This is a genomic window from Streptomyces sp. NPDC012508, assembly GCF_042902595.1.
Classification (GTDB): domain Bacteria; phylum Actinomycetota; class Actinomycetes; order Streptomycetales; family Streptomycetaceae; genus Streptomyces.
The window spans coordinates 650,488-675,235 of sequence record NZ_JBIBEO010000005.1; the positions used below are offsets into that span (position 1 = coordinate 650,488).

The following is a 24,748-nucleotide window of genomic DNA, read 5'->3' on the forward strand; positions in this document are numbered from 1 at the left end:
GCTCACCCCCGGGCCGTGGGGTCGCGTGGGCCCCGCCGCGACGCCCGCGCTCGCGACCGAGGCAGCGTCAGCGGCCCGCCGCGCTCTTCGCCTGCCACTGCTCCCAGGTCAGGTTCCACGCCCCGTAGCCGTTGCCCTCCGCGACCGTGCCCTTCGTGTCCGCGCCGCGGATCTCGAAGGGGTCGCCCGCGCGGACCTGCCCGTAGAACCACGCCGCGTCGGCGTCGCTCATACCGATGCAGCCCGAGCTCTTGTTGGCCCGGCCGAACCAGGCCGCGTTCCACGGCGCCGCGTGCGCGTACATCCCCGACCAGGTCAGGCGCATCGAGTAGTCGACCATCTTGTCGTAGGCGTCGCCGAGCCCGACCGTCTCCGAGTTCATGTTGATCGTGCCCTCCTTCGCCATCAGCACCGCCGTCCCCCGCCACGACCGCTTGTCACCGCCGGGCGTCCCGCCCGACACGGGGATCGTGCGCACCGCGCGCCCGTCCCGCTCCAGCACGAGCTTCTTGCGGTCCAGGTCGACCTTCACCACCTGCGCCGCGCCGCCGACCGTGAACCCGGTCCGGTAGTCCCGTACGAACCAGCCCCCGCCCGAGTCCGTACCGTTCAGCGCCGCGTCGAGCGTGATCTTCGTGCCCGGCTTCCAGTACTCCTTCGGCCGCCAGTCCACCCGGTCCTTGCCCGAGTAGTCCTTCAGCCAGCCCCACGACCCGACCGTGCCGTTCGACGTGGTGACCTTGAGCTGCTTCTCCACCTCGGCCTTCCGGGTCACCGGCCGGTCGAAGACGATCGACAGCGGCTGCGCGACCCCGACCGTGGTGTCCTTCCCGGGCGCCAGCGTCAGCTTGTTGACCTCCGACGCCTCCGCCGTCGTGAACGTCGACCGGGTCGTCGCCTCCTGCCCGCCCGGCGTACGGGTCGTCGCCTCCACCCGGTACGACGTGCCCGGCACCGCCTTCCGGTCCGAGACCCACGACGTCCCGCCCGCCCCGGTACGGCCCGCCAGCGCGGCACCCTCCGCGTCGACGACCTTCACCGACGTCAGTTTCCCGCCCGTCGCCGTGACCGTGACGGTCCGTCCCGCCGCGGGGCTCACCACGGTCACCTTCGCCGGCGACTCCATCGACTCCGCGCTCCCCTCGTCACGGGGCGCGCCCACCGCCCCCGCCGAACAGGCGGTGAGGGAGCCGCAGAGGGCGAGGGCCGCCAGCGCCGGGCGTATTCGGGCGCGGGCTCGGGTGCGTACGGACATCACGGAAGCCTCCGGAAAAGGTGTGGGATGCCCGGACTGTAGGCCGCGGGAAGCACCTCCGACGCTGTGTGACAAGGGCTGGTGAGGAACGGTCATCGTCCGGTCACACACGACGCGCGGCACGGTCAAGGACGGCTGTGAGCATCCTGTGCGCCCCACGACCGAGGGGCGGAAACAAGGAGGCTCCCGTTGTGTCAGCTCTGCTCGTGACGGCCGCACCCCAGCACGCCACCCGCGTGCGGCCCCTCACCTCGGAGGAGTACCGCGCCCACCTCGCCCGCACCGGTGCGGCTGCCGGGTTTCTCCAGCTCCCCTCCTGGGCCGGGGTGAAGGACGGCTGGAGCCATCAGCTCCTCGGCTGGGGGCCGGAGAACGGCCACTTCACCGGCGTCGCCCTCGTCCTGCTGCGGGCGTTCCCCGGCACCCGCAAGTACTTCGCCTACCTCCCCGAAGGGCCCGTCGCCGACTGGGCCGACCCCGACATCGACGGCTGGCTCACCCCGCTGCTCCGGCACCTGCGCGCCGCCGGCGCCTTCGCCGTACGCATCGGACCCTCGCCCGCCTTCCGCCGCTGGAACGCCGCCACCCTCAAGGCGAACACCGGGCCGGGCCGGCGCCTCGCCGACGTCCTCGCCGACGAGGTCGACCCGCTCGGCACCGCCGTCGCCGAGCGGCTCCGCTCCCGCGGCTGGCGCCGCTGCGGAGGCGACTCCACCAGCGCCTCCGACGGCGCCGACGCCCAGCCCCGCCACGTCTACCAGGTCCCCCTCGCCGGCCGCGGCGCCGACGACCTGTGGAAGGGCCTCAACCAGGAGTGGCGGCGCAACGTACGCAAGGCACGCGCGTCGGGTGTCGAGATCGTCGTCGGCTCGGCGGCCGATCTGCCCGAGTTCTTCCGGCTCCTGCGGATCACCGAGGAGCGCGACGGCTTCCGGCTCGGCCGCTCCCTCGCGTACTACGAGCGCCAGTACGCGGTCCTCAACGCCGAGGAACCGGGCCGGATGAAGCTCTACCTCGCCCGCCACGAGGGCGAGACGCTCGCCGCCCACACCATGATCACGGCGGGGAAGCGGGTCTGGTACCAGACCGGCGCCTCCGCCGACCACCGCCGCGAGGTCCGCCCCTCCAACGCCCTGCAGTGGCGGATGCTGCTCGACGCCCAGGCGCTCGGCGCCGACGTCTACGACATGCGCGGGATACCCTCCACCCTTGATCCGGACGACCGCGCCCACGGTCTGCTGCGCTGGAAGCTCGGCACGGGCGGACAGGCCGTCGAGACGCTGGGGGAGTGGGAGACACCGTTGGACGGCACGACGAACCACACGCTGTACCGGGCCTTCCAGGCCTACCTGGCCCGTCGATGACGGCGACCGTGCTGGAGGCGCCGAAGCAGCGCGCGTCCTCCGTGCTCCGCAGCGGCGCGCTGATGGCCGCCGGGTCGCTGGTCTCGCGCGCCAGCGGATTCGTACGGTCCGCGATCGTCGCCGCCGCGCTGGGCGTCGGGGCTGTCGCCGACGGCTACGCGGTCGCCAACTCCATCCCCACCATCGTCTACATGCTGCTCCTCGGCGGGGCCCTCAACGCGGTCTTCGTGCCCGAGCTGGTCAAGGCGGCCAAGGAGCACGACGACGGCGGTGTCGCGTACACCGACCGGCTCCTCACGGTCTGCGTCGGCGCGCTCCTGGTCCTGACGGCCGGCGCGGTGCTCGCGGCGCCCGCGATCGTCGACGCGTACACCGACTACAGCGGCGCGCGGCAGTCCATGACGGTCGCCTTCGCCCGCTACTGCCTGCCGCAGATCTTCTTCCTGGGGCTCTTCACCCTCCTCGGCCAGGTCCTCAACGCCCGGGGCCGGTTCGGCGCGATGATGTGGACGCCGGTTCTCAACAACGTCGTCGTCATCGGGGTGTTCGCGCTCTACCTGGCGACCGCGTCCGGCGGCGGACTGACGGCGGGCGAGACCGCGCTGCTCGGCTGGGGCACGACGGCGGGCATCGCGCTGCAGGCGCTGGCGCTGGTGCCGTCGCTGCGGGCGGCCGGCTTCCGCTTCCGCCCGCGCCTCGACCTGCGGGGCAGCGGGCTGACGGCGCCGCTGCGGTCGGCGGGATGGCTGGTGCTTCTGGTCCTCACCAACCAGGCCGCGTACTGGGTGACGACGAAGCTGGCGACGGCGGCGGGCACGCGGGCGGAGGAGCTCGGCGCGGGCGGGGGCTTCGGCTTCGCCGCGTACAACAACGCCTATCTGCTGTGGGCGGTCCCGCACGGCATCGTCACCGTCTCGCTCGTGACGGCGCTGCTCCCGCGGATGAGCGGGGCGGCGGCGGACGGCGACCTGACGGGGGTGCGGCGGGACGTCTCGTACGGCCTCCGCACGAGCACGGCGGCCGTCGTCCCCGCGGCCTGCGCCCTGTTCGCGCTGGCGGTGCCGCTGATGGGCCTGGTCTTCCAGTACGGCAGGACCGGCGCGGACGACATCCGGGCGATGGCCTGGATCCTGATGGCGTTCGCGCCGGGGCTGATCGCCTTCTCCGGCCAGTACGTCTGCACCCGCGCCTTCTACGCGCTGCGGGACACCAGGACGCCCTTCCTCCTCAACCTGGTGATCGCGGCCGTCAACGCGGGCCTGTCCGTGACCGCGTACACGTTCCTCCCGCCGACCTGGGCGGTGGCGGGCATGGCGGCCGGCTACTCGCTCGCCCTGTGGTCGGGCTGGGCGCTGACGGCGTACGCACTCCGCCGCCGCCTGAGCCGCACCCGGCGGGGCGGGGAGGGCACGTCGGGCGCGGTGGTCCCGGGCGCGCCCGGTTCCGGCTCTCGGGGCGCGGCGACGTCGGGCGTGTCCGGTGCGGCGTCCACACTCGGCGCGGGCGTGTCCGGTTCCGGCTCTCCGGGCGCGGCGGGCGTGTCCGGTTCCGGCTCTCCCGGTTCGGCCTCCGCGCTCGTGCGGCTGCTCGTGGCCGCCGTGCCCGCGGCGGGGTTCGGGCTGCTCGCCGCCGACACGACCGCCCCGGCCGGCGCGCTCGCCGCCGGCGCGGCGGGGGGCCTCGTCATCCTCGCCGTCTTCGCGCTCCTCGCCCGGCCGCTCCGGCTCACGGAGGTCCAGGCCCTGATGGCGGGCGCGGGCGGGCGCCTGCGCGGTCTCGCCCGCCGCGCCTGATCCGTCCCCGACGCCCCACCCGACCGGACCGACGCCCGACCCGACCGACGCCCGACCCGACCCGACCGGACCGACGCCCGACCCGACCCGACCGGACCGACGCCCGACCCGACCGGACCGGGGCCCCGAACCGACCGGGGCCCCGAACCGACCGACGCCTCGACCGGCCCACCTGCCCCTCTCCTCACCCTGGGATACTGCCGATATGCCTCGCGTTCTTCTCATCGAAGACGACCCCTCCGTCCGCGAAGGGGTCGAACTCGGGCTGCGCCGACGTGGGCACGACGTCCGCGGCGCCGCGACCGGCGAGGCGGGGCTCGCGCTGCTCGCCGAGTTCCGGCCCGATCTCGTGCTGCTCGACCTGATGCTCCCCGGCGTGAACGGGGTCCAGGTCTGCCGCCGGATCCGGGAGACCAGCCAGCTGCCGATCATCATGCTCACCGCGCGCGGTGACGACTTCGACATCGTCGTCGGCCTGGAGGCCGGCGCCGACGACTACATCGTCAAACCCGCCCGTACGGAGGTGATCGAGGCCCGCATACGCGCCGTCCTGCGGCGCATCGAGGAGCCCGGCGCCGGCCGCCCCGCCGTCGAGTTCCACGGCGACATAGCCATCGACCGCGCCGGACTCACGGTCGCCAAGTCCGGTGAGCGCATCGCCCTCGCCCCCTCCGAGCTCAAGCTCCTGCTGCATCTGACCGCCCACCCCGAGCAGGTCTTCAGCCGCCAGCAACTCCTCGAACACGTCTGGGAGCACAGCTACCACGGCGACGCCCGCCTCGTGGACGCCTGCGTCCGCCGGCTGCGCACCAAGATCGAGGACCCGGCCGGTGCGCCCCGCTACATCCAGACCCTCCGCGGTTTCGGCTACCGCTTCGGGCCGCTGTGAGCCGCCGCGCCCCGCGACGCCGCCACCGCCCCTTCGGTCTCCGCACCCGGCTCGTCCTCGCCTTCCTCCTCGTCGCCGCCGTCGGCTGCGGCACCACCGCCGCCCTGACCTACCGCGCCGCCCGCAACGCCATCCTGGAACAGGCCCAGGACACCGCCGTCTCCGCCTTCCGCGAGCAGGTCCAGACTCTCGGTGTCTCGCTGCCCATCGAGGCGGACTCGCTGCGCGACGTACTCCTGCACATCGCCCGGCAGGGCAAGCCCCGGCAGTGGCGCGTCTACGCCGAGTACGGCTCCGTCCGCGTCTCGTCCGCCGAACGCCCCACCTCCACCGTCATCACCGCCGAGCTCCGCTCCCGGGCCAAGGCCTCCGCCCACGGCAGCTTCCAGCGGGTGGTCAAGAACGGCCGGCCCTACCTCACCATCGCCGTCCCCGCCGTCTTCAGGGCGCACACCCCGGCCACCGCCATCCACCGCACCGGCCTCGTGCTGTACGCCGTCATGGAACTCGACGAGGAGGAGGCCAACGTCGAGGCGATGGTCCTCGCCGCCCGCGACGGCGCCCTGCCCGCCCTGGCGATCGCCCTGATCCCGGCTCTGCTCGCCGCCCGCAGCGTGCTGCGGCCGGTGCGGGAACTGCGGCGCGCCGCCGACTCCATGGGACGCGGCCGGCTCGACACCCGGATCCTCGCCAAGGGCAGCGATGAACTCGCCGACCTCGCCCGTACGTTCAACGAGTCCGCCGCCGCGCTCGAACGCTCCGTCGTCGAGCTCCAGCACGCCGAGGCGCGCGCCCGCCGGTTCGCCTCCGACGTCTCCCACGAGCTGCGCACTCCGCTCGCCGGGATGCTCGCGGTCACCGAGGTCCTCGACGAGGACGCGGCCGGCCTCGACAGCGACACGGCCCGGGCGGTACGGCTCATCAGCGCCGAGACCGGCAAGCTGGCGGTGCTCGTGGAGGACCTCATGGAGATCTCCCGCTTCGACGCGCGCGCCGCCGAGCTCCACGTGGACGAGGTCGACGTGGCCGACAGCGTCCGCAAGACACTTCAGCACCGCCACTGGACCGACCCCGAGCTGGTCCGCACCGAGCTGCCCGTCGGGGTGCGCGCCCGGCTCGACCCGCGCCGCTTCGACGTCGTCGTCGCCAACCTCGTCGGCAACGCGCTGCGGCACGGCCGGCCGCCGGTGACCGTACGGCTGCGGGCCGAGGGCGACTGGCTCGTGACCGAGGTCGCCGACCGGGGGCCCGGCATCGCCGAGGAGGTCCTGCCGCATGTCTTCGACCGCTTCTACAAGGCGGACCTGGCCCGCACCCGCTCCGCGGGAAGCGGACTCGGCCTCGCCATCACCCTGGAGAACGTCCGGCTGCACGGTGGCACCGTCACGGCCGCGAACCGCCCCGACGGCGGAGCCGTCTTCACGGTGAGGATCCCGCGATGAGGCGCCGGACCGGGCTCGCGGCCCTCTTCGCGGGCGTCCTCGCGCTCACCGGCTGCGGTATCCAGCAGAGCGATGTCGTCGAGGCCGGCGGGCCCGCGACGATCGCCGTCCTCCCGGTCGACGACAGCCGGTTCCTCCTCTTCTACGTCGACGCCGACGACAGGCTGGTCCCGGCCGCCCGCGCGCTGGCGGGGCCGTTCGGGGAGGAGTACCAGTTGCCCGACCAGGGCGTGGCCACCCATCCGCTCGGCAGCGGGTCCGTCGCCCCGAAGGCGCTCACCTTGCTGCTCGCGGGCCCGTCGGAGGCGGAGCGCGCGGCGGGCCTCCGGACCCGGCTGCCGCAGCCGAGCGCGTGGAAGAACGCCGAGGCGGGTCTGCACGTGTCCCTCGAGCACGACACGGCCGACGGCGTTGGCGAGTTCACGCTGCGGATCAGACTCCCCTTCCCGCTCGACGAGCTGGACGGCGCGGCGATCCGCCAGCTGGTGTGCACGGCGGCCTACGCGGAGGAGTCGGACGGCCGGGCGTCGGTCATCCTGTCGGGACCGGGCGGCTCGCTCCCGGCCGAGCGCTGCGACGACTTCATCGTCGACAAGCCCGCCACGACGACATCGGACGCCCCGAGCGTCACCGGCCGGGCGACGGGGACCACGGACTCGCCGGACACCCGGCGCGACCCGAACGCCACAGGCACCGGGCGCCCGGGGGCATCCCTGACACCCCCGGAGACCCCGCGCACGACGCCTACGCCGACAGCTCCCTGAAGGCCCGGGCACGAGCCCATGCGGGGCCTCCGCCCGCAGCCCCCTGAACGGCCGGGAACCAGCCGTCCGGCGGGGCTTACGCCGGCAGCTCTCTCAGGGGCCGGGGCGCCGACCGCCCGGCGGGGCCTACGCCGCCCGCAGCTCCCTGATGCTGCCGCCGCCCTGGGATCCCCGGGGTAGGACGCCTACGCCCGCAGCTCCCTGAGCACCGCGTCCGTGAACGGCGGCCACGCCTCCACGGCCCACGGTCCGAAGGGCCGGTCGGTCAGCGCCACGCACGCGGCGCGCGCGTCCGGGTCGATCCACAGGAACGTGCCCGACTGCCCGAAGTGCCCGAACGTCCGCGGCGAGGACGAGGCCCCCGTCCAGTGCGGCGCCTTGCCGTCCCGGATCTCGAAGCCGAGCCCCCAGTCGTTCGGCCGCTGATGGCCGTACCCGGGCAGAATGCCGGTCAGTCCGGGGTACGACACCGTCATCGCGTCGAGCACCGTGCGCGCGTCGAGCAGCCGGGGCGCCTGCACTTCGGCCGCGAACCGCACCAGGTCGTCGACCGTCGAGACGCCGTCCTTGGCGGGCGAGCCCTCCAGCGATGTCGAGGTCATGCCCAGCGGCTCCAGGACGGCCTGGTGGAGGTAGTCGCCGAACGGGATGTCCGTCGCCTTGGCGACATGGTCGCCGAGCGCCTCGAACCCGGTGTTGGAGTAGATACGCCGCGTGCCCGGCGCGGCCATGACCCGCGGTTCGTCGAAGGCGAGCCCCGAGGTGTGCGCCAGCAGATGCCGGACCGTCGCGCCCTCGGGCCCGGCCGGCTCGTCGAGCTCGATCGCCCCCTCCTCGTACGCGACGAGGACGGCGTACGCCGCCAGCGGCTTGGTGACGGAGGCGAGCGGGAACCGCTGTCCGGTGGGGCCGTGCGCCCCGGCCAGGGTGCCGTCCGCGCGGACGACGGCGGCGGCCGCGGTCGGGACGGGCCAGTTCTCGATCAACGCCAGGCTCTGCAAGGACATGGAGCCGAGCCTACTTGCTTAGAGTGCACTCAAGGGTTCTAGCGTGGAGGCCATGAGCGTGATCGAGAGCAGCGCCGCCCACTTCACCATCAGCGAGGTGGCCGCCCTGACCGGCCTGTCGGCGCACACCCTGCGCTGGTACGAGCGGATCGGGCTGATGCCGCACGTCGACCGTTCGCACACCGGCCAGCGGCGCTTCTCACAGCGCGATCTGGACTGGTTGGCGTTCGTCGGCAAGCTCCGGCTGACCGGGATGCCGGTCGCCGGGATGGTGCGGTACGCGGAACTGGTGCGGGAGGGCGACCACACCAGGGACGAGCGGCGCGAGCTTCTGGAGAGCACCCGCCGGGACGTCCTTTCCCGGATCGGCGAACTCCAGGACGCGCTCGCCGTGCTCGACATCAAGATCGGGCACTACGGAACCATCTGCGGAGGCACGACCTCATGACCACCAGGATCGACACGGTACGGCTCGGCGGCCAGGACGGACCGGAGATCGGCGTCCAGGGCTTCGGCGCCATGGGCATCAGCGAGTTCTACGGCGACACGGACGAGGCCGCGGCCCGCGACACCCTCGACGCCGCACTCGAGGCCGGCGTCACCCTGATCGACACCGCGGACGTCTACGGCAGCGGCGCCAACGAGGAGTTCCTGGCGCCGTTCCTCGCCCAGCACCGCGACGAGGTCACGCTCGCCACCAAGTTCGCCATCGAGCGGCGCGCCGACGACCCGCACTACCGGGCCATCCGCAACGACCGGGCGTACATCCGCCAGGCCGTGGAGGGGAGCCTGCGCCGTCTCGGCATCGAGACGATCGACCTCTACTACATGCACCGGCACGACCCGGAGGTCCCCTTCGCGGAGTCGGTCGGGGCGATGGCGGAGCTCGTACAGGAGGGCAAGATCCGGTACGTGGGCCTGAGCGAGGTGACGGGCGCGGAGCTGCGCGAGGCGTACGCGGTGCACCCGATCACGGCCCTGCAGTCGGAGTGGTCGCTCTTCTCGCGCGACGTGGAACGCAGCGCGGTGGGGGCGGCGGCGGAGCTCGGGGTGACGTTCGTGCCGTACTCGCCGCTGGGCCGGGGCTTTCTCACGGGCGCGTTCGCGGACGCCTCGAAGGAGCTGTCGAGCGGCGACTTCCGTGCGTACCAGCCCCGCTTCTCGGGCGAGAACGCGGTGCGGAACGCCGCGCTGCTGGCACCGGTCCACAAGATCGCGGCCGATCACGGTGCGACGGCGGCGCAGGTGGCCCTGGCCTGGGTCCAGCAGCGTGCCACGGTCCACGGCCTGACGGTGGTCCCGATCCCGGGCACCCGCAAGCGCACGCGCCTGGAGGAGAACGCGGCGGCGACGCGCCTGAAGCTGACGGAGTCGGAACTGGCGGAACTGGAGCCGATCGCGTCCCAGGTGGCGGGCGACCGCTACCCGGACATGCGCTCGACGGCGACGGCGAGGGAGTAGGCGCCCGAGGACGCGAGCTCCTGCCGGCCGGCCGGGAGGGAGGGGCCCCGGGGCCCACCCGCCGGGCCGGCCGATCCGCCGGGGTGGACCGATCCACCGGTTTTCCCGGCTCCCGCCCCGGGCTGCTCGCGCAGCCCTGGCTGCTCATGCCAGCCCCAGGGCGAAGGCGGCGAAGCCCGCGGCGAGGAGGCCTGCCACTGTGCGGCGGGCGGGGCCGGTGCGGGTCCAGGGGGACTCGAAGTGGCGGGTGAACCGCCCGATCAGGACCAGCAGCCCGGCGAAGAGCGGCATCCAGGCGAACCTGGCCAGGATCCAGCCGACCGCATCCGGCGCGCCGACGAGGCCCGGGACCTCACCCCCGTACGACGCGGGGATCGCGGCGGCGAGCATCGCCGTCTGGTGCCAGCACAGGATCGTCATCGCGGACAGGTTGACGACCACGACCGGCGCCCACAGCGCGGGCCGCCGCAGCAGCTTCCCGAACCGTTCGCGGAGCAGGATCGCGGCGCCGCTCTGTGCGGCGGCCAAGGCGAGGACGAGCAGCGACGGCGGGTGGGAGTTGGTACGGGCCTCGCCAGGCACACCGACCATCGAGGCGGGGTAGCCGAAGGCGAGGAGCAGGGCCGCGAAGAGCGCGGCGCCGCCGAGCAGCAGACCCCAGGCGTGGCGCCGGGTGACCCGCCCCTCGCCCCAGGAGACACCGAGCTGGTAGGCGAAGAGCCAGCCGGGGAGGATGTTCAGGACGCTCAGCCAGGACGGCATGGCGTCCGCGTACGGGCCGTAGCGCAGGAAGTCGACGACGGCGACGGAGCCGAGCAGGGGCGCTGCGGCCCAGACGCCGGCGCGGCGGGCGGCGCGGACGCACAGGGGGGTGAGGGCGGTGACGACCGTGTACACCCCGACGAACCAGAGCGGCTGGATGACCAGCGTGGAGGCCGTCCGCAGGGTGTCGCCGGGGACGTCGAACCCGTAGTGGAGGAGCGGGAGGAGCAGGGCCCAGACGGCGGTGACGCCGAGGACGGGCCGGCCGAGGCGGGCGACGCGGCCCTTGAGCCAGGCGGCGGTGGACCCCTCGTGGCGGCGGTAGGACAGGACGGAGGCGTAGCCACCGACGAGGAAGAAGATCCCGAGCATCTGGAGGATCCAGCTGGCGGGGGCGAGGGCGCCGAAGGCGGAGAGCGGGCTGGCGTTGTGGATCGCGCCGTCGGAGGAGAGCGTGAACCCGCCGAGCAGCCAGTGGCCGGTCGGCACGGCGAGGAGGGCGAGGGCACGCAGGCCGTCGATCGCGCGGTCGCGATGGGCGGGGGTACGGGCCTCGATGCGTTCGGCGAGCGCGTTCATCGGGCATCCCCCTGGGCGATGGCGGCGAAGGTACGGAGGGACTGCGTGCCGGTCGCGAAGTAGCCGTTGTGGCCCTGGGCGTCGTCGGCGGGGACGCGACGGGCGCCGAACGCGGGCTCGGCGGGGTCGGCGCCGTGGCCGAGCCCGGCGAACGAGACGTTGGGGACGCGGTCGATCCAGTCGGACGGGTCCTTGGCGGCCCAGACGCGGGCGGAGGTGCGCAGCTCGCCCACGTTGGCGGCGCGCATGCCGGGGGAACCGAAGACGACGAGGTCCTTGGCCTTGAGGTCGTGGGCGGCGAGGCCGCAGACGACGGAGCCGTAGCTGTGGCAGAACAGGGAGGGGGCGGGCGCCCCGACGGCGGCCAGGCCGTCGGTGAGCCGGGCCAGCCGCTCGGCCCCGGCCTCGGCGAGGTCGCCCGTGGCGGCGTCGACGCCGACGCCGACGGGGGTGGTGTAGCCGGCCCAGGCGATGACGGCGGTACGGCTGTCGGTGGCGCGGCGCAGGGCGTCGGCCATGTCGGTGAGGGGCCGGATGTTGCCGGCGTCGATGTCGGAGCCGGGGACGACGACGGCGACGTGCTCGGCGGTGGTGAGGTCGCCGGAGACGAGGGCGATCTGGCCGCGTCCGCGCGGGTCGGAGGCGAGGACCTGCTGACCGGCGTACTGGCCGCCGAGGGTAAGGGCGTTGGCCTCGTACCGAAGCGTGGGCGGCACGCCGTCGAGGTTGCCGACGACGGAGGGGTGGGCGCGGAGCAGTTCCTGCTGCCGGGCGGGGCTCAAGCCGTGGAAGAACGCGGCGACTTCGGAGGGGCTGGTGCGCTCGGGGTCGGGAAGCCCGGCGGCCGTCCAGGCCTCCGCCCCGACGGGCGGCCCGGTCACGGCCCGCTGCGCGCTCCCGGACGCCCACCCGGCGGTCCCGGCGACGACAGTGACGGCGAGCGCGGCGGCGACCAGAGTCCTCGTGTAACGGCGCATGCGGCGCCCTCCCTCTTCATGTCTCGTTGCGATGGCGAGAGGAAGGTAGGAAGACGACGCCTGACACGACGTCACACCGGAGGGCCAACTCGGGTCTCATACCGGGGTAGGGGCGGGAGGAGGCGCCAACCCCCGCGAGGGGGTGGGGTTCTCCCCCGTGGCGGTGGGGGGCGGGGACGGGGGTTCTCCCCCAGGGGAGGTACGGGGCGGGCACGGGGCGACGGGTCCGGCGGGGGCCACCGTTCCGAGGCGGGTACGGCCGCGGACGCCCGCGACGGTTCGGGTGGGGCCACCTCTCCGAGGGGGCGTGGGGACGGGGGTTCCCCGGGGGAGGTCCGGTGGGCGCGCGGCGGGGCGGGCCCAGCTCTCCGAGGCGGGGTGGCCGGGGACGGGGGTTCCCCGGGGGAGGACCCGTGGGCTCGCAGCGGGCCCGGCGGGGACGGGGGCTTCGGTGAGCCCGCGACGGTTCGGGTGGGGCCCCGTACGCCCCACCCCCGCGGCTGGCGGACATCGCCCGAGGCGCCGCGGTCAAGGCGCCCTGGGAACCCGGCCCCCACGCCCGCCCCCGTGGCGGCCCGTGGCTAGCGGGCGTCGCCGGGGGTCACCAGGCCTGATTCGTACGCGAAGATCACCGCCTGTGCCCTGTCCCGCAGGTCCAGCTTCGCCAGCACCCGGCCGATGTGGGTCTTCACCGTCTGCTCCGCGAGGACGAGCCGCTCCGCGATCTCCTGGTTCGACAGGCCCCGCGCGATCAGTTCGAGGACCTCCGTCTCACGCGGCGTCAGACCGTTCAGCCGCAGCGCCGCCCGGTCCGCCCGCGGCGCCGGCCTCGACGCCGCGAAGTCGGCGATCAGACGCCGCGTCACCGACGGCGCCAGCAACGCCTCGCCCGCCGCCACCACCCGTACCGCCGCGATCAGATCCGCCGGCGGCGCGTCCTTCAGCAGGAAACCGGACGCGCCCGCGCGCAGCGCCTCGTACACGTAGTCGTCCACGTCGAACGTCGTCAGCATCAGCACCTTCGGACGGTGCACCACCCCCGCCGGCGGGTCCAGGATCTCCCGCGCCGCCGCCAGCCCGTCCATCTCCGGCATCCGTACGTCCATCAGCACCACGTCCGGGTGCGTCGCGCGCGCGACATCCACCCCCTGCCGCCCGTCCGGCGCCTCGCCCACCACGTCGATGTCGGCCTGCGCCGACAACAGCGCGGCGAACCCCGCCCGCACCATGGCCTGGTCGTCGACGATGATCACGCGGATGGGGGTCACGGAAGTCCGTCCTTCGTGCGCAGCGGGAGCCTGGCCGCGACCCGGAAGCCGCCGTCCGGCAGCGGCCCGGTGTCCAGCGTGCCGCCCGTCAACCGTACGCGTTCCCGCATGCCGACCAGCCCGTGACCCGTCCCCGTCCCGCCCTCCAGCGGCGAAGTCGGCCCAGGTGCGGGCCCGTTGACGACCACCACGGTCAGCGCGCCGTCCTCGGACCGTACCGACACCCGGGTCTCCGCGCCCGGCGCGTGCCGGACCACGTTCGCGAGCGCCTCCTGCACGATCCGGTACGCCGACAGATCCACCGCCTGCGGTACGTCGCCGCGGTCCTTGAGGTCTGCCGCCATCGACAGCTCCGCCGGCACCCCCGCCCGTACCGTCGCCTCGATCAGCTGCTGCACCCGGTCCAGGCCCGGCTGCGGGGCCCGTTCGCCCTCCGTACCCTCGCTGCGCAGCACCACGAGCAGCCTCCGCATCTCCGCGAGCGACTCGCGCGCGCTCGCGGCGATCGAGGTGAACTCCTCGCGCGCCGCCTCCGGCAGATCCGGAATCCGGTACGGCGCCGAGTCCGCCTGCACGGTGATCACGGACATGTGGTGGGCGACGACGTCGTGCAGCTCGCGCGCGATCCGGGCGCGTTCCTCCAGGAGCGTCGTACGGGCCCGCTCCTCCTGTGTGCGGCGCTCGGCGTCCCCGCGCTCCCGCAGCGTCGCCGTGATGAGCAGGACGACGCCGCTCAGGACGAAGAGCAGGATGTGGACGCTGTCGTCCCGCTCCGGCCAGAGCGCGACGAGGACGAACCCGGCGGCCCCCGTCACCAGCCACACCCCGAGCAGGGCCTTGCGGGACTCGCGGAGCCCGAGGGCGAGCATCAGAGCGAGGTACCCGACGACGACCATCGGCGTCCACGGCCAGGACCGTCCGTCCAGACCGTCCGCGCCGAGCAGCACGACCGCGCCGAGGACGTCGGCGATACCGATGATCCACCAGGCCTGAAGGGGACGGGTGACGGCGAGCAGCAACGGCGCGGTCTGCGCGGTGGCGAGCGCACCCGCGACGGCACCGTTCACTTCGTAGTCCTGCACGAGGACGGTGACGGTGACGGGGAGCAGCGAACAGACGAAGCCGAGCGCGACGGCGTACGGGAGCATCCTCAGCCACCGGTTGCGCACATCGGCGAACAGGGGTGCGCCCGGCTCGGTCGGGGTCGCGAGAGCGACCCCGAAGGACCGCAGCGCCAGGCGCGCGGGCGCGAGTCGCGCGGCGAGGCCGGGGGAGGTGGGTGTCTTCTTCATGGCCCGCCCAGGTTAGGCAGCCGGGCCCGCGCGGGACGTCATACCGAGGGGCCGGTCCAGGGGTGATACCTGGGTATCACCCGAGCCCGCCACGGGCTCGTCCCCGAGGCCGCCCCCGGACTCGTCCCCGAGTTCGCCCCCTGGCCCGTCCCCGAGGCCGCCCGTCCCCAAAGCCCCCAACTCGCCCCCGAGGCCCCCCAACTCGCCCCCGAGGCCCCCCTCACAGCTCCGCCAGCAGCTCCGCCTTCTTCACCGTGAACTCCTCGTCCGTCACCAGCCCCGCCCGGTGCAGCTCCCCCAGGTGCCGGATCCTCTCCGCGATGCCCGCCGGGTCGCGGGGCTCCGGCGCCGGCAGCGCGTCCGCGGGCTCCGGCGCCGCAGTGCGTCCCGCGCCTCGGATCGCCGCCAGGACCGCCGCGGCGAACGGCAGGGACTCGTGGACCGGGCCGTAGCCGAGGCCGAAGACCACGGCCGCCGGGTCGCGGTCCGCCTGCGCCGAGCGGGGCTCCCCAGCGCGGGGCAGCAGCCGCAGGTACCCGTCGAAGATGTCCGGCGAGCGCCACTCGACCCCGCTGAGCTCCCGTACCGAGAACGTCTGGTCGCCGGCCTTCCACTTCTCGGAGGACGCGCCCGTCCAGAACCAGCGGAACGCGACCTTCGACGTGCCGTCGAAACTCGCCTTGCCGTCGTACGCCTTGAAGGACTGCGGCCCCTGGGGCGCCGCCACCAGAAAGCCGTCGGTCGGCTCGTCGCCGAGGAGGTCCGACGCGACGTCGGACGAGCCGTCGGACAGGGCACTCGGCGAGCCACTCGCCGAGACGTGCGCCCCGTCGCCCCGCCCGAGCCGTTCCCGCAGCTCGTCCCGGTAGTACTCGGCCAGCGTCTCCCGCTCCGCCGGCAGCACCAGCCGGTACGGGTCGTACCCCTCCTTCAACTGCCCCGCGGCCGCCTCCATCAGCGGATCGGCGCCCCGTCTCGGCACCGCGTGCAGCACGACCGTGCCCCGCTTGCCCGGGACGAGCGTCACCGACGCCAACGCCTCGTGCGGGATACGTCGTTCGCCCAGCGCCTGGAAGAGTTTCGGTGTGCGGATCCCCCGTTCGAAGCGGATGACGAGGGCGTCACTCTCGAACTCCCAGGTGGCATGAATTCCGGCCAGCACATCACCCATGTGCCTCATCGTAGGCGGCGTGCGCCCGCGCGTCGCCCCTGCGCGGGCAGCCGAAACGCCTCGCTCTACGCGCGTCAGACCCCTTCCGCGCCGGAAATTCCCCTGCGGCAAGCGCTGTCGGCGCTCGCACATGTCAGGCTCTCGTACGAACCGACGCCTATGGCCGCGAAGTTGTCCAGGCTGCCGGTGCCCGGCTCGAAATAGCCGGTGTGGCCCTTCGCGCCCTCCGACGAGAGCAGCCGCGCCCCGAACTCCGGCTCCACCGGGTCCGCTCCGTGCCCGACCCCGCCGACCGCGAGGTGAGGTACGTCCGCGATCCAGTCGTCCGCGTCCCGCATCGCCCACACCCGGGCCCGGGTCGACAGTTCGGCCGCGCTCCCCACCCGCATGCCGGGGCTGCCGGCCACGACGACGTCCGTCACCCGGGAGGGCAGCTCGTCCGCGGCGACCCCGCAGAGCACGGAGCCGTAACTGTGGCAGAACAGGCTGACGCGCGAGTCTCCGGGCAGGGCGTTCGTCATGCCGAGGAGCCGTACCGCACCCGCCGAGGCGAGGCGCCCCATCGCGGCGTCGATGCCGACCCCGACGGGCGCGGTGTAGTCGGCCCAGGCGATCACGGCCGTACGGCTCCGGGGCGCGGCCCGGCGCTCGGCGGCGTACAGCGACTGCGCCATCCCGACGGGCGCCGAGTACTTGCGGCTCGTCTTCTGGAAGGTCAGCAGATTGGTGTCGACGCCCGGCACGATCACCGAGACCCGGTCCGCCCGGTCGAGATCGCCGAGCACCTCGGCCATCCGGCCGCCGCCGCTCGGGTCGAAGGCGAGGATCTGCCGGTCGGACCGCATCAGCGAGGTGAAGCGGTGCGCCCGGCGCACGGCCTCGCGCCGGCCGTCGGCGGTCAGCTTGGCGGTCTCGATCCTGTGGCGCTCGGCGTCGAGTGCGCGGCCGAGGGAGATCCGGTTGGCGCGGTAGCGGAGGGCGACCGGGGCGCCGTCGAGATTGCCGACGACGAGGGGGTGCGCGTCGGCGAGGAAGGCGCCCTGCGACGGTCCGACGGAGGCGAAGTACGCGGAGATCGTCCGGGCGGGGGCGGAGGGGGCGGGCAGTGCCCGATGGCCGATCCTGCTGTGCACCCAGGAGGCGAGCGCGGCCTCGCGGGACTCGCCTGGCCCGCGCTGATGGCTGATCGTCGTCCAGCCGGTGGTCGCGAGGAGCACGAACACGACGGCCAGCGCGAGCAGCAGGCGCCAGAAGGAGAGCGTGGGGGAGGAGTCGAAGGAAGTCACTGCGGCTCACCCTAGGAGACGTGGGAGGTGGGCTGGGGCGGCAGGTGACACGGATCACGGGGGGTGTCGGCGCGGGATGACGATCCGTACGCGCGGGCGTACGCCACGGGTTGTGGGGTGACGCGGGCGAGTCCGTAAGGGACAGGCGGTGACGGCAGGCGCGAGCCCTCCTTCGTCCTTACGGGAGGGGCGGGTTCGCGCCACCGGACGGGGCGCGGCCGTGCCCGCACGAGAGTCGCCCGTACGAGACCTCCGGCACGGGCTGGTTCCCGGGTCTCCGGTCCGCCACGGGCCTGGTTCTCGGGACTTCCGGTCCGCCACAAGCCTGGCTCCCGTACCGAGCCGCCTCACCGGCCCGCGGACTCCTACGCGCCCTCAGGCACGCCAGTCACGGGCCAGCGCCGGCGCCAGTTGGTCCAGGTAGTCCGCCGTCAGGGCGCGGATGCCCTCCAGGCTCAGGTCGGTGCCCCGGCCCCAGAGCTGGCCCGTCACCCGCATCACGCCGCTGAACGCCGCGACCACGATCCTCGGGCGGGGGTCCTCGTCCACGTCGACGCCCTCGCGCTCGGCGACGACCCGGGCGATGGTGTCCTCCATCTCGGTCGTGCGGCGCAGATGCGCGGCGAGCAGCGCCGGCGTCGACTCGATCATCTGGAAGGTCCGGAGGTACATGTCGACGGGCACGACCTCCATGATCGCCTCGCCGATCGTGTCCCACGAGGCGAGCACGGCGTTGCGCATCGCGTCGAGCGGACCCTCCTGCGCGGGGCGTTCCACCAGCGCCTGGACGAAGCGCTCCTCGACCATCTGCTGCACGGCGAAGGCCACTTCCTCCTTGGAGGTGAAGTAGCGGAAGAACGTGCGCTGGGAGACCTCGACCGCGTCGGCGATCTCGTCCACGGTGGTCTGCTCGTACCCCTGTGTCGTGAACAGCTCCAGGGCCACCCGGAGGAGCGCGTTCCGTGTGCGCTGCTTCTTCCGTTCCCGCAGACCGGAAACCGTCACCTCATGGCCCTCATTCCGCCACTTTCCAACGTTTCGTGCGGCTCAGCGTACCTGTGAGCCAAGTGACAGTTACCGGCGTGTGAATTGCTTTGTCAATTGTCAGTCACTGACATTAGCCTCCCTCGTATGACTAGTCAGACCACCGTGGAAAAGGCCCCGCAGGGCCAGGGGGGCGACCGGAGCCCCGTTCCGGCACTGTCGAAGGGCCTGCGAGGCCACCCCTGGCTGACCCTGTTCGCAGTCGCTGCCGGCGTGATGATGGTCGCGCTCGACGGCACGATCGTCGCCATAGCCAACCCCGCCATCCAGGCGGACCTCGGCGCCACCCTCGACCAGCTCCAGTGGATCACCAACGGTTATCTGCTCGCGCTGGCCGTCGCGCTGATCACGGCCGGCAAGCTCGGTGACCGTTTCGGCCACCGCCAGACGTTCCTCATCGGCATCGCGGGCTTCGCCGCCGCCTCCGGGGCGATCGGCCTCTCGGACTCGATCGGGCTCGTGATCGCCTTCCGCGTCCTCCAGGGCCTCTTCGGCGCCCTGCTGATGCCGGCCGCGCTCGGCCTGCTGCGCGCCACCTTCCCCGCCGAGAAGCTGAACATGGCCATCGGCATCTGGGGCATGGTCATCGGTGCCTCCACGGCCGGCGGCCCGATCCTCGGCGGCTTCCTCGTCGAGCACGTCAGCTGGCAGTCCGTCTTCTTCATCAACGTGCCGGTCGGCGTCCTCGCGCTCGTCCTCGGCCTGGTGATCCTGAAGGACCACCGAGCCGAGAACGCCCCGCGCTCCTTCGACATCCTCGGCATCCTGCTGCTCTCCGGCGCGATGGGATCCCTCGTCTGGGGCCTCATCAACGCCGGTGCCAAGTGGGGCTGGGCGAGCGGCAACACCGTGGGCTGCCTGGCCGCCGCGGTCCTGCTCTTCGCCCTCTTCGCCTTCTGGCAGACGAAGGTCAAGGAGCCGCTCATCCCGCTGGCCATGTTCCGCTCCGTCCCGCTCACGGCGGGCGTGGTGCTGATGGTCCTGATGGCCTTCGCCTTCATGGGCGGCCTGTTCTTCGTGACCTTCTACCTGCAGGGCGTCAAGGGCCTGAGCCCGATCGACAGCGGTCTGCACCTGCTGCCGCTGACGGCGATGATGATCGTCTCCTCGCCGCTGGCCGGTGCGCTCATCACCAAGTTCGGCCCGCGCATCCCGCTGGTGGGCGGCATGATCTGCACCGCCGTCGCGATGTTCGGCATGATGTCCCTCTCCGCCGAGACCGGCACGTTCACGATGTCGCTCTGGTTCGCGCTGCTCGGCCTGGGCCTCGCCCCGGTCATGGTCGGCGCCACCGAAGTCATCGTCGGCAACGCCCCGCTGGAGCTCTCCGGTGTCGCGGGCGGCCTGCAGCAGGCGGCTATGCAGGTCGGCGGCGCGCTCGGCACGGCCGTGCTCGGCGCGGTCATGTCCTCCAAGGTCTCCGGCGTGTTCGCCGAGAACTGGACGGCCGCCGGGATCCCGGGCGCGCCCGCGCCGGGTCTCGAGGAGGCCGCCGAGTTCGGCATGGTCCCGCAGGAGCTGGCCAAGGCGCCCAACATGACCCCGGACATGTTCGACAAGATCGGGGGCGTCATCCACGACACGTTCTTGGACGGCATGGGCCTGGCCTTCACCGTCGCCGGTGTCGTCGCGGTCGTCGCGGCCCTGGTCGCCACGCTGACCAAGCGCGGCGAGAACGCGGAGGCGGGTGCGGGCGCCGCCCACATCTGACCTGCCGTATCTGCCTGGTGAAACGACAGCCCCGCCGGACTTGGTCCGGCGGGGCTGTCACCTGTCCGGGTGAATCGAGCCTTGGCCTCTTCCCAACGGGCTGTGACCTCCGTCAGAGTTCTGATTACAGAGAGTTACGGACACGGGGGGTTCACCGACATGTATACGAAGCACGCAGGGACGAGGCACGCACGGGCGACGGAGCCGGCGCCGACGGAGGCGGCGCGCACGGAGGCGGCGCGAACGGAGGCGGCGCGAACGGAGGCGGCACGCACGGAACCGGCCCGTCCGAAGCCGGCACGCACTGAGTCAACGCGCACGGAACCCGCATGCACGGAGCCGGTACGCACAGAGCCGGCACGCACGAAGCCCGTACGGACGAAGTACGTACTCCGCGCCGCACTGGCGGCCGCTCTGCTCACCGCCGCGCCGCCGGCGGCCTGGCCGGCCACCGCCGCCCCGGCTGCCCCGGCCACCAAGCTCGGGGCCTGTGGGCCCGGGCAGCTGTGTCTGTGGCCGAAGGCGGATTTCAAGGGCCCGGCCTGGAAGCACGAGCTGGCCGACACCGACATCGAGAGCTGCGTCGCCCTGCCACCGGGCGCGAGCGCCCACGCTCTGGCCAACAGGACGGGGCGGCCGGTGACGACGTACCAGTCCGCGGAGTGCGGGGAGACGGGCGAGTTCGAGACCTACCCGGGGCGCGGGACCTGGGTGCCCCAGAGTCCTTACGCGGTCAGAGCCTTCAAGCTCTGGGAGCGGTAGGCACCGCGCCCTGGCGCGGCACGGGGTCGGCCGGCGTGGCAGGGACTGGAGCCGAGAGCCGGGACACCTCGGCGCGCAGTTCCTGGACCTCCCGGGTCAGGGCCTCCAGCAGCTCGGTCTGCCGGCGCTCCTGGGCGTCGTCCCGCTCGAAGCGGGAGATGAACCAGGCGGCGATGTTGGCGGTCACCACACCGAGCAGGGCGATCCCCGAGAGCATCAGCCCCACCGCGAGGACGCGGCCGAGTCCCGTGGTGGGTGCGTGATCGCCGTACCCCACGGTCGTCATCGTCGTGAACGACCACCAGACCGCGTCGCCGAGCGTCTTGATGTTCCCGTCCGGGGCGTTCCGCTCCACATGGAGCACGGCGAGCGAGCCGAACATCATCAGCCCGACCACCGCGCCCGCCACATAGGTGGTGAGCGTTATCTGCGGGGCCATCCGGGCCCGCCGGCCCACGAGGAGGAGTGTCGAGACGAGACGCAGCAGCCGCAGCGGCTGCACGAGCGGGAGCAGGACCGCGAGAAGATCGAGCGGGTGGCCACGCACGAACTGCCACTTGGCCGGGGCCAGCACGAGCCGCACGGCGTAGTCGACCGCGAACGCGCCCCACACCACCCACTCCACGGCCAGACACAGCTCATGGATCCAGCGGTCGGCATCCGGCGCCACGATCGGTACGGCATAGGCGACGCCGAACGCCACTGCCAGGATCAGCAGTGGCGTCTGGGTGCGCTTCTCCCAGCGTTCCATCATGCCGGGAATCGTATGGGGGGTGCGGGGGCGCAGCAGCCCCCGCACCCGCACCACACACATGCGCCGTTACGCGTCTCCGCCGGCCGGGCCGGGGTCGGCGGCGGCCACGTCGAGCAGCTGGTAGCGGTCCACGGCCTGCTTCAGCGCCGACCGGTCGACCTTGCCCTCGCGGGCCAGCTCGGTGAGGACCGCGAGCACGATCGACTCGGCGTCGATGTGGAAGAAGCGGCGGGCGGCGCCCCGTGTGTCGGCGAAGCCGAAGCCGTCCGCGCCGAGCGAGGTGTAGGTGCCCGGCACCCAGCGGGAGATCTGGTCCGGCACCGAACGCATCCAGTCGGAGACGGCGACGAACGGGCCCTGCGCGGAGGACAGCTTGCGCGTCACGTACGGGACGCGCTGCTCCTCCTCCGGGTGGAGCAGGTTGTGCCGGTCGACGTCGACGGCCTCGCGGCGCAGCTCGTTCCAGGACGTCGCCGACCAGACGTCGGCGCGCACGTTCCACTCCTCGGCGAGGATCCGCTGCGCCTCCACCGCCCACGGCACGGCGACACCGGAGGCCATGATCTGCGCGGGGATCGCTCCCGCCTCGCCCGCCTTGTAGCGGTAGATGCCCTTGAGGATGCCCTCGGCGTCCACGTTCTCGGGCTCGGCCGGGTGCTGGATCGGCTCGTTGTAGACGGTCAGGTAGTAGAAGACGTCCTCGGCGTCGGGGCCGTACATCCTCTTCAGGCCGTCCTGGACGATGTGCGCGATCTCGAAGCCGAAGGCCGGGTCGTAGGCGACACAGCCGGGGTTCGTCGAGGCGAGCAGGTGCGAGTGGCCGTCCGCGTGCTGGAGGCCCTCACCGGTCAGCGTCGTACGGCCCGCGGTGGCGCCGAGCACGAAGCCGCGCGCGAGCTGGTCGGCCATCTGCCAGAACTGGTCGCCGGTCCGCTGGAAACCGAACATCGAGTAGAAGACGTAGACCGGGATCAGCGGCTCGCCGTGCGTGGCGTACGCCGAACCGGCCGCGATCAGCGAGGCCGTGCAGCCGGCCTCGGAGATGCCGTCGTGCAGCATCTGGCCGGTCGGGGACTCCTTGTACGCGAGCAGCAGTTCGCGGTCCACGGCCTCGTACTGCTGGCCGAGCGGGTTGTAGATCTTGGCGCTCGGGAAGAACGAGTCCATGCCGAAGGTGCGGTACTCGTCGGGGGCGATCAGCACGAACCGCTTGCCGATCTCCTTGTCCCGCATCAGGTCCTTGAGCAGCCGGACGAAGGCCATCGTGGTGGCGATCGACTGCTGGCCGGAGCCCTTCTTCACCGGGGCGTAGGTCTTCTCCTCGGGGAGGACCAGCGGCTTCGCCCGCACGACACGGGTCGGGACGTACCCGCCGAGCGCCTTGCGGCGGTCGTGCATGTACTGGATCTCCTCGGAGTCCCGGCCCGGGTGGTAGTACGGCGGCAGGCCGTTCTCCAGCTGCGTGTCCGTGATCGGGATGTGCAGACGGTCGCGGAAGCGCTTGAGGTCGTCGGTCGTCAGCTTCTTCATCTGGTGGGTCGCGTTGCGGCCCTCGAAGTTCGGGCCGAGCGTCCAGCCCTTGACCGTCTGCGCGAGGACGACGGTCGGCTGGCCCTTGTGGGCCTTGGCCGCCGCGAAGGCCGCGAAGATCTTCTTGTGGTCGTGACCGCCACGGCCCAGGTGCAGGATCTGGTGGTCCGACATGCCCTCGACCATCGAGCGCAGCCGCTGGTCGTCGCCGAAGAAGTGGTCGCGGATGTACGCGCCGGTCTCCGTGGCGTACGTCTGGAACTGGCCGTCGGGCGTGGTGTTCAGCTTGTTGACCAGGATGCCGTCGCGGTCCTGGGCGAGCAGCGGGTCCCAGGACCGGTCCCAGATGAGCTTGATCACGTTCCAGCCGGCGCCCCGGAACTGCGACTCCAGCTCCTGGATGATCTTGCCGTTGCCGCGCACCGGGCCGTCGAGGCGCTGGAGGTTGCAGTTGACGACGAAGGTCAGGTTGTCCAGGCCCTCACGGGCGGCGATGGACAGCTGGCCGAGCGACTCCGGCTCGTCCATCTCGCCGTCGCCGAGGAACGCCCAGACGTGCGACTTGGAGGTGTCGGCGATGCCGCGCGCCTCCATGTAGCGGTTCATCCGGGCCTGGTAGATCGCGCCGAGCGGGCCGAGGCCCATCGACACGGTCGGGAACTCCCAGAAGTCCGGCATCAGCCGCGGGTGCGGGTACGAGGAGAGCCCGTTCGGGAACTTGGACTTCTCCTGGCGGAACGCGTCGAGCTGCGTCTCGGACAGCCGGTCGAGCAGATAGGCGCGCGCGTAGATGCCGGGCGAGGCGTGGCCCTGGAAGAAGATCTGGTCGCCGCCGTCGCCCTCGTCCTTGCCGCGGAAGAAGTGGTTGAAGCCGACGTCGTACAGCGAGGCGGAGGAGGCGAAGGTGGCGATGTGGCCGCCGACCCCGATGCCCGGGCGCTGGGCGCGCGAGACCATCACGGCCGCGTTCCAGCGGGTCGCGTTGAGGACCTTGCGCTCGATCTCCTCGTTGCCGGGGAAGAACGGCTCGTCCCTGGTCGCGATCGTGTTCACGTAGTCCGTGCTGCGCATCTCGGGCACGGCGACGCGCTTCTCGCGGGCGCGCTCGATCAGGCGGAGCATCAGGTAGCGGGCCCGCTCGCGACCGCGCTCGTCGACCGCCGCGTCGAGGGAGTCGAGCCATTCCTGGGTCTCTTCGGGATCAAAGTCCGGGACCTGGCTGGGAAGGCCGCCAATGATGATCGGGTTGCGATCGGATCCGGAAGCCACGCTGTTCCTTCTGTTCGGTGGAGCCCACGGAGGCCGGGACGCCGGCCGGGATGTCCATCGTGTACCCCGTCGGTGTCAAACGTCATCTCTACCGAGGGGTAACCCCCGCTGGGCGCCTGGTTGGGTCAAATCGCAACCTTACGCCCAACCCGCGCATGCGTTTCGTCAGCACGTTCGGCAGACTGAAGCCGCGGAACACCGTAAAACAGGACCAAGCGTGTGCCGTACGTCACGGAGCGGAGTGGAAGCGGCTCGGAAGATGCGGCGAGACGGCCCCAAACGTCACCGTTTCGGCGGTCTCGGCGGCCGGGTACTTGCGCGATCCGCCCAGCCCGTGTGGACTACGGCCAGCGCCGCGCGTACGCGCGT

At 72.7% G+C, this 24,748-nt stretch carries 20 protein-coding genes; 9 read left to right on the forward strand and 11 right to left on the reverse strand.

Annotation, left to right across the window (positions count from 1 at the left end; translation table 11 throughout):
- Positions 1 to 67 precede the first annotated feature (67 nt).
- Positions 68 to 1,255 carry an Ig-like domain-containing protein gene (locus ACFY8U_RS20390; RefSeq protein ID WP_389571971.1) on the reverse strand — a complete coding sequence of 396 codons (1,188 nt, stop codon included), beginning with the start codon at positions 1,253 to 1,255 and terminating at the stop codon, positions 68 to 70.
- Between the two features lie 191 nt (positions 1,256 to 1,446).
- Between ACFY8U_RS20390 and ACFY8U_RS20395 the strand changes: the two genes are divergently transcribed.
- From ACFY8U_RS20395 to ACFY8U_RS20415, 5 genes are all read left to right on the forward strand, one after another.
- On the forward strand, positions 1,447 to 2,619 hold the full coding sequence (locus ACFY8U_RS20395; RefSeq protein ID WP_389571974.1) for a lipid II:glycine glycyltransferase FemX: 1,173 nt from the start codon (positions 1,447 to 1,449) through the stop codon (positions 2,617 to 2,619).
- Complete coding sequence (gene murJ / locus ACFY8U_RS20400; RefSeq protein WP_389571976.1) at positions 2,616 to 4,412, forward strand: murein biosynthesis integral membrane protein MurJ; 1,797 nt, start codon at positions 2,616 to 2,618, stop codon at positions 4,410 to 4,412. The genes ACFY8U_RS20395 and murJ overlap by 4 nt, the downstream gene beginning before the upstream one ends.
- 205 nt (positions 4,413 to 4,617) lie before the next feature.
- Positions 4,618 to 5,301 carry a response regulator transcription factor gene (locus ACFY8U_RS20405; RefSeq protein ID WP_361434870.1) on the forward strand — a complete coding sequence of 228 codons (684 nt, stop codon included), beginning with the start codon at positions 4,618 to 4,620 and terminating at the stop codon, positions 5,299 to 5,301.
- Entirely contained in the window at positions 5,298 to 6,743 is a 1,446-nt protein-coding gene (locus ACFY8U_RS20410) for an ATP-binding protein (protein WP_389571977.1), read from the forward strand. The genes ACFY8U_RS20405 and ACFY8U_RS20410 overlap by 4 nt, the downstream gene beginning before the upstream one ends.
- Positions 6,740 to 7,507 carry a hypothetical protein gene (locus ACFY8U_RS20415; protein ID WP_389571979.1) on the forward strand — a complete coding sequence of 256 codons (768 nt, stop codon included), beginning with the start codon at positions 6,740 to 6,742 and terminating at the stop codon, positions 7,505 to 7,507. Before ACFY8U_RS20410 ends, ACFY8U_RS20415 begins: the two co-directional genes overlap by 4 nt.
- Positions 7,508 to 7,692: 185 nt before the next feature.
- On the opposite strand, the gene ACFY8U_RS20420 is transcribed toward ACFY8U_RS20415, so the two are convergent.
- Positions 7,693 to 8,514 (reverse strand): serine hydrolase domain-containing protein, encoded by an 822-nt coding sequence (locus ACFY8U_RS20420; RefSeq protein WP_389571980.1) that lies wholly within the window; start codon positions 8,512 to 8,514, stop codon positions 7,693 to 7,695.
- A 52-nt stretch (positions 8,515 to 8,566) separates the two neighbouring features.
- On the opposite strand from ACFY8U_RS20420, the gene ACFY8U_RS20425 reads away from it, so the two are divergent.
- Both ACFY8U_RS20425 and ACFY8U_RS20430 read left to right on the forward strand, forming a co-directional pair.
- Positions 8,567 to 8,962, forward strand: coding sequence for a MerR family transcriptional regulator (locus ACFY8U_RS20425; RefSeq protein ID WP_361434866.1), 396 nt, complete (start codon positions 8,567 to 8,569; stop codon positions 8,960 to 8,962).
- Positions 8,959 to 9,975 carry an aldo/keto reductase gene (locus ACFY8U_RS20430; RefSeq protein ID WP_389571983.1) on the forward strand — a complete coding sequence of 339 codons (1,017 nt, stop codon included), beginning with the start codon at positions 8,959 to 8,961 and terminating at the stop codon, positions 9,973 to 9,975. Before ACFY8U_RS20425 ends, ACFY8U_RS20430 begins: the two co-directional genes overlap by 4 nt.
- Positions 9,976 to 10,119: 144 nt before the next feature.
- On the opposite strand, the gene ACFY8U_RS20435 is transcribed toward ACFY8U_RS20430, so the two are convergent.
- The 7 genes from ACFY8U_RS20435 to ACFY8U_RS20465 all read right to left on the reverse strand — a co-directional run bounded on the left by ACFY8U_RS20435 (position 10,120) and on the right by ACFY8U_RS20465 (position 18,315).
- Positions 10,120 to 11,316, reverse strand: coding sequence for an acyltransferase (locus ACFY8U_RS20435; RefSeq protein WP_389571985.1), 1,197 nt, complete (start codon positions 11,314 to 11,316; stop codon positions 10,120 to 10,122).
- Positions 11,313 to 12,293 carry an alpha/beta hydrolase gene (locus ACFY8U_RS20440; RefSeq protein ID WP_389571986.1) on the reverse strand — a complete coding sequence of 327 codons (981 nt, stop codon included), beginning with the start codon at positions 12,291 to 12,293 and terminating at the stop codon, positions 11,313 to 11,315. The genes ACFY8U_RS20435 and ACFY8U_RS20440 overlap by 4 nt, the downstream gene beginning before the upstream one ends.
- A 581-nt stretch (positions 12,294 to 12,874) precedes the next feature.
- Positions 12,875 to 13,561 (reverse strand): response regulator transcription factor, encoded by a 687-nt coding sequence (locus tag ACFY8U_RS20445; protein WP_361593848.1) that lies wholly within the window; start codon positions 13,559 to 13,561, stop codon positions 12,875 to 12,877.
- The gene (locus tag ACFY8U_RS20450) at positions 13,558 to 14,853 is read right to left on the reverse strand and encodes a sensor histidine kinase (protein ID WP_389571989.1); all 1,296 of its coding nucleotides are present in this window, start codon (positions 14,851 to 14,853) and stop codon (positions 13,558 to 13,560) included. Before ACFY8U_RS20450 ends, ACFY8U_RS20445 begins: the two co-directional genes overlap by 4 nt.
- Before the next feature lie 220 nt (positions 14,854 to 15,073).
- Positions 15,074 to 16,024, reverse strand: coding sequence for a DUF4429 domain-containing protein (locus ACFY8U_RS20455; RefSeq protein ID WP_389571993.1), 951 nt, complete (start codon positions 16,022 to 16,024; stop codon positions 15,074 to 15,076).
- Positions 16,025 to 16,098: 74 nt separating this feature from the next.
- Positions 16,099 to 17,310, reverse strand: a complete 1,212-nt coding sequence (locus ACFY8U_RS20460) for an alpha/beta hydrolase (protein WP_389571999.1) — start codon at positions 17,308 to 17,310, stop codon at positions 16,099 to 16,101.
- A 375-nt stretch (positions 17,311 to 17,685) separates the two neighbouring features.
- On the reverse strand, positions 17,686 to 18,315 hold the full coding sequence (locus ACFY8U_RS20465; RefSeq protein WP_389572001.1) for a TetR/AcrR family transcriptional regulator: 630 nt from the start codon (positions 18,313 to 18,315) through the stop codon (positions 17,686 to 17,688).
- A 255-nt stretch (positions 18,316 to 18,570) separates the two neighbouring features.
- Here ACFY8U_RS20465 and ACFY8U_RS20470 point away from each other — a divergent pair, with 255 nt between their 5' ends.
- Both ACFY8U_RS20470 and ACFY8U_RS20475 read left to right on the forward strand, forming a co-directional pair.
- Complete coding sequence (locus ACFY8U_RS20470; protein WP_389572120.1) at positions 18,571 to 20,064, forward strand: MFS transporter; 1,494 nt, start codon at positions 18,571 to 18,573, stop codon at positions 20,062 to 20,064.
- A gap of 402 nt (positions 20,065 to 20,466) precedes the next feature.
- Positions 20,467 to 20,826: a peptidase inhibitor family I36 protein gene (locus ACFY8U_RS20475; RefSeq protein WP_389572123.1), complete on the forward strand. Its 360-nt coding sequence runs from the start codon at positions 20,467 to 20,469 to the stop codon at positions 20,824 to 20,826.
- Here the strand turns inward: ACFY8U_RS20475 and ACFY8U_RS20480 are convergent.
- Both ACFY8U_RS20480 and aceE read right to left on the reverse strand, forming a co-directional pair.
- The gene (locus ACFY8U_RS20480; protein ID WP_389572004.1) at positions 20,807 to 21,580 is read right to left on the reverse strand and encodes a potassium channel family protein; all 774 of its coding nucleotides are present in this window, start codon (positions 21,578 to 21,580) and stop codon (positions 20,807 to 20,809) included. The genes ACFY8U_RS20475 and ACFY8U_RS20480 overlap by 20 nt on opposite strands.
- A gap of 66 nt (positions 21,581 to 21,646) precedes the next feature.
- A complete protein-coding gene (gene aceE, locus ACFY8U_RS20485; protein WP_361434855.1) occupies positions 21,647 to 24,379 on the reverse strand; it encodes a pyruvate dehydrogenase (acetyl-transferring), homodimeric type in 2,733 nt (910 codons plus the stop codon).
- Between the last annotated feature and the right edge of the window lie 369 nt (positions 24,380 to 24,748).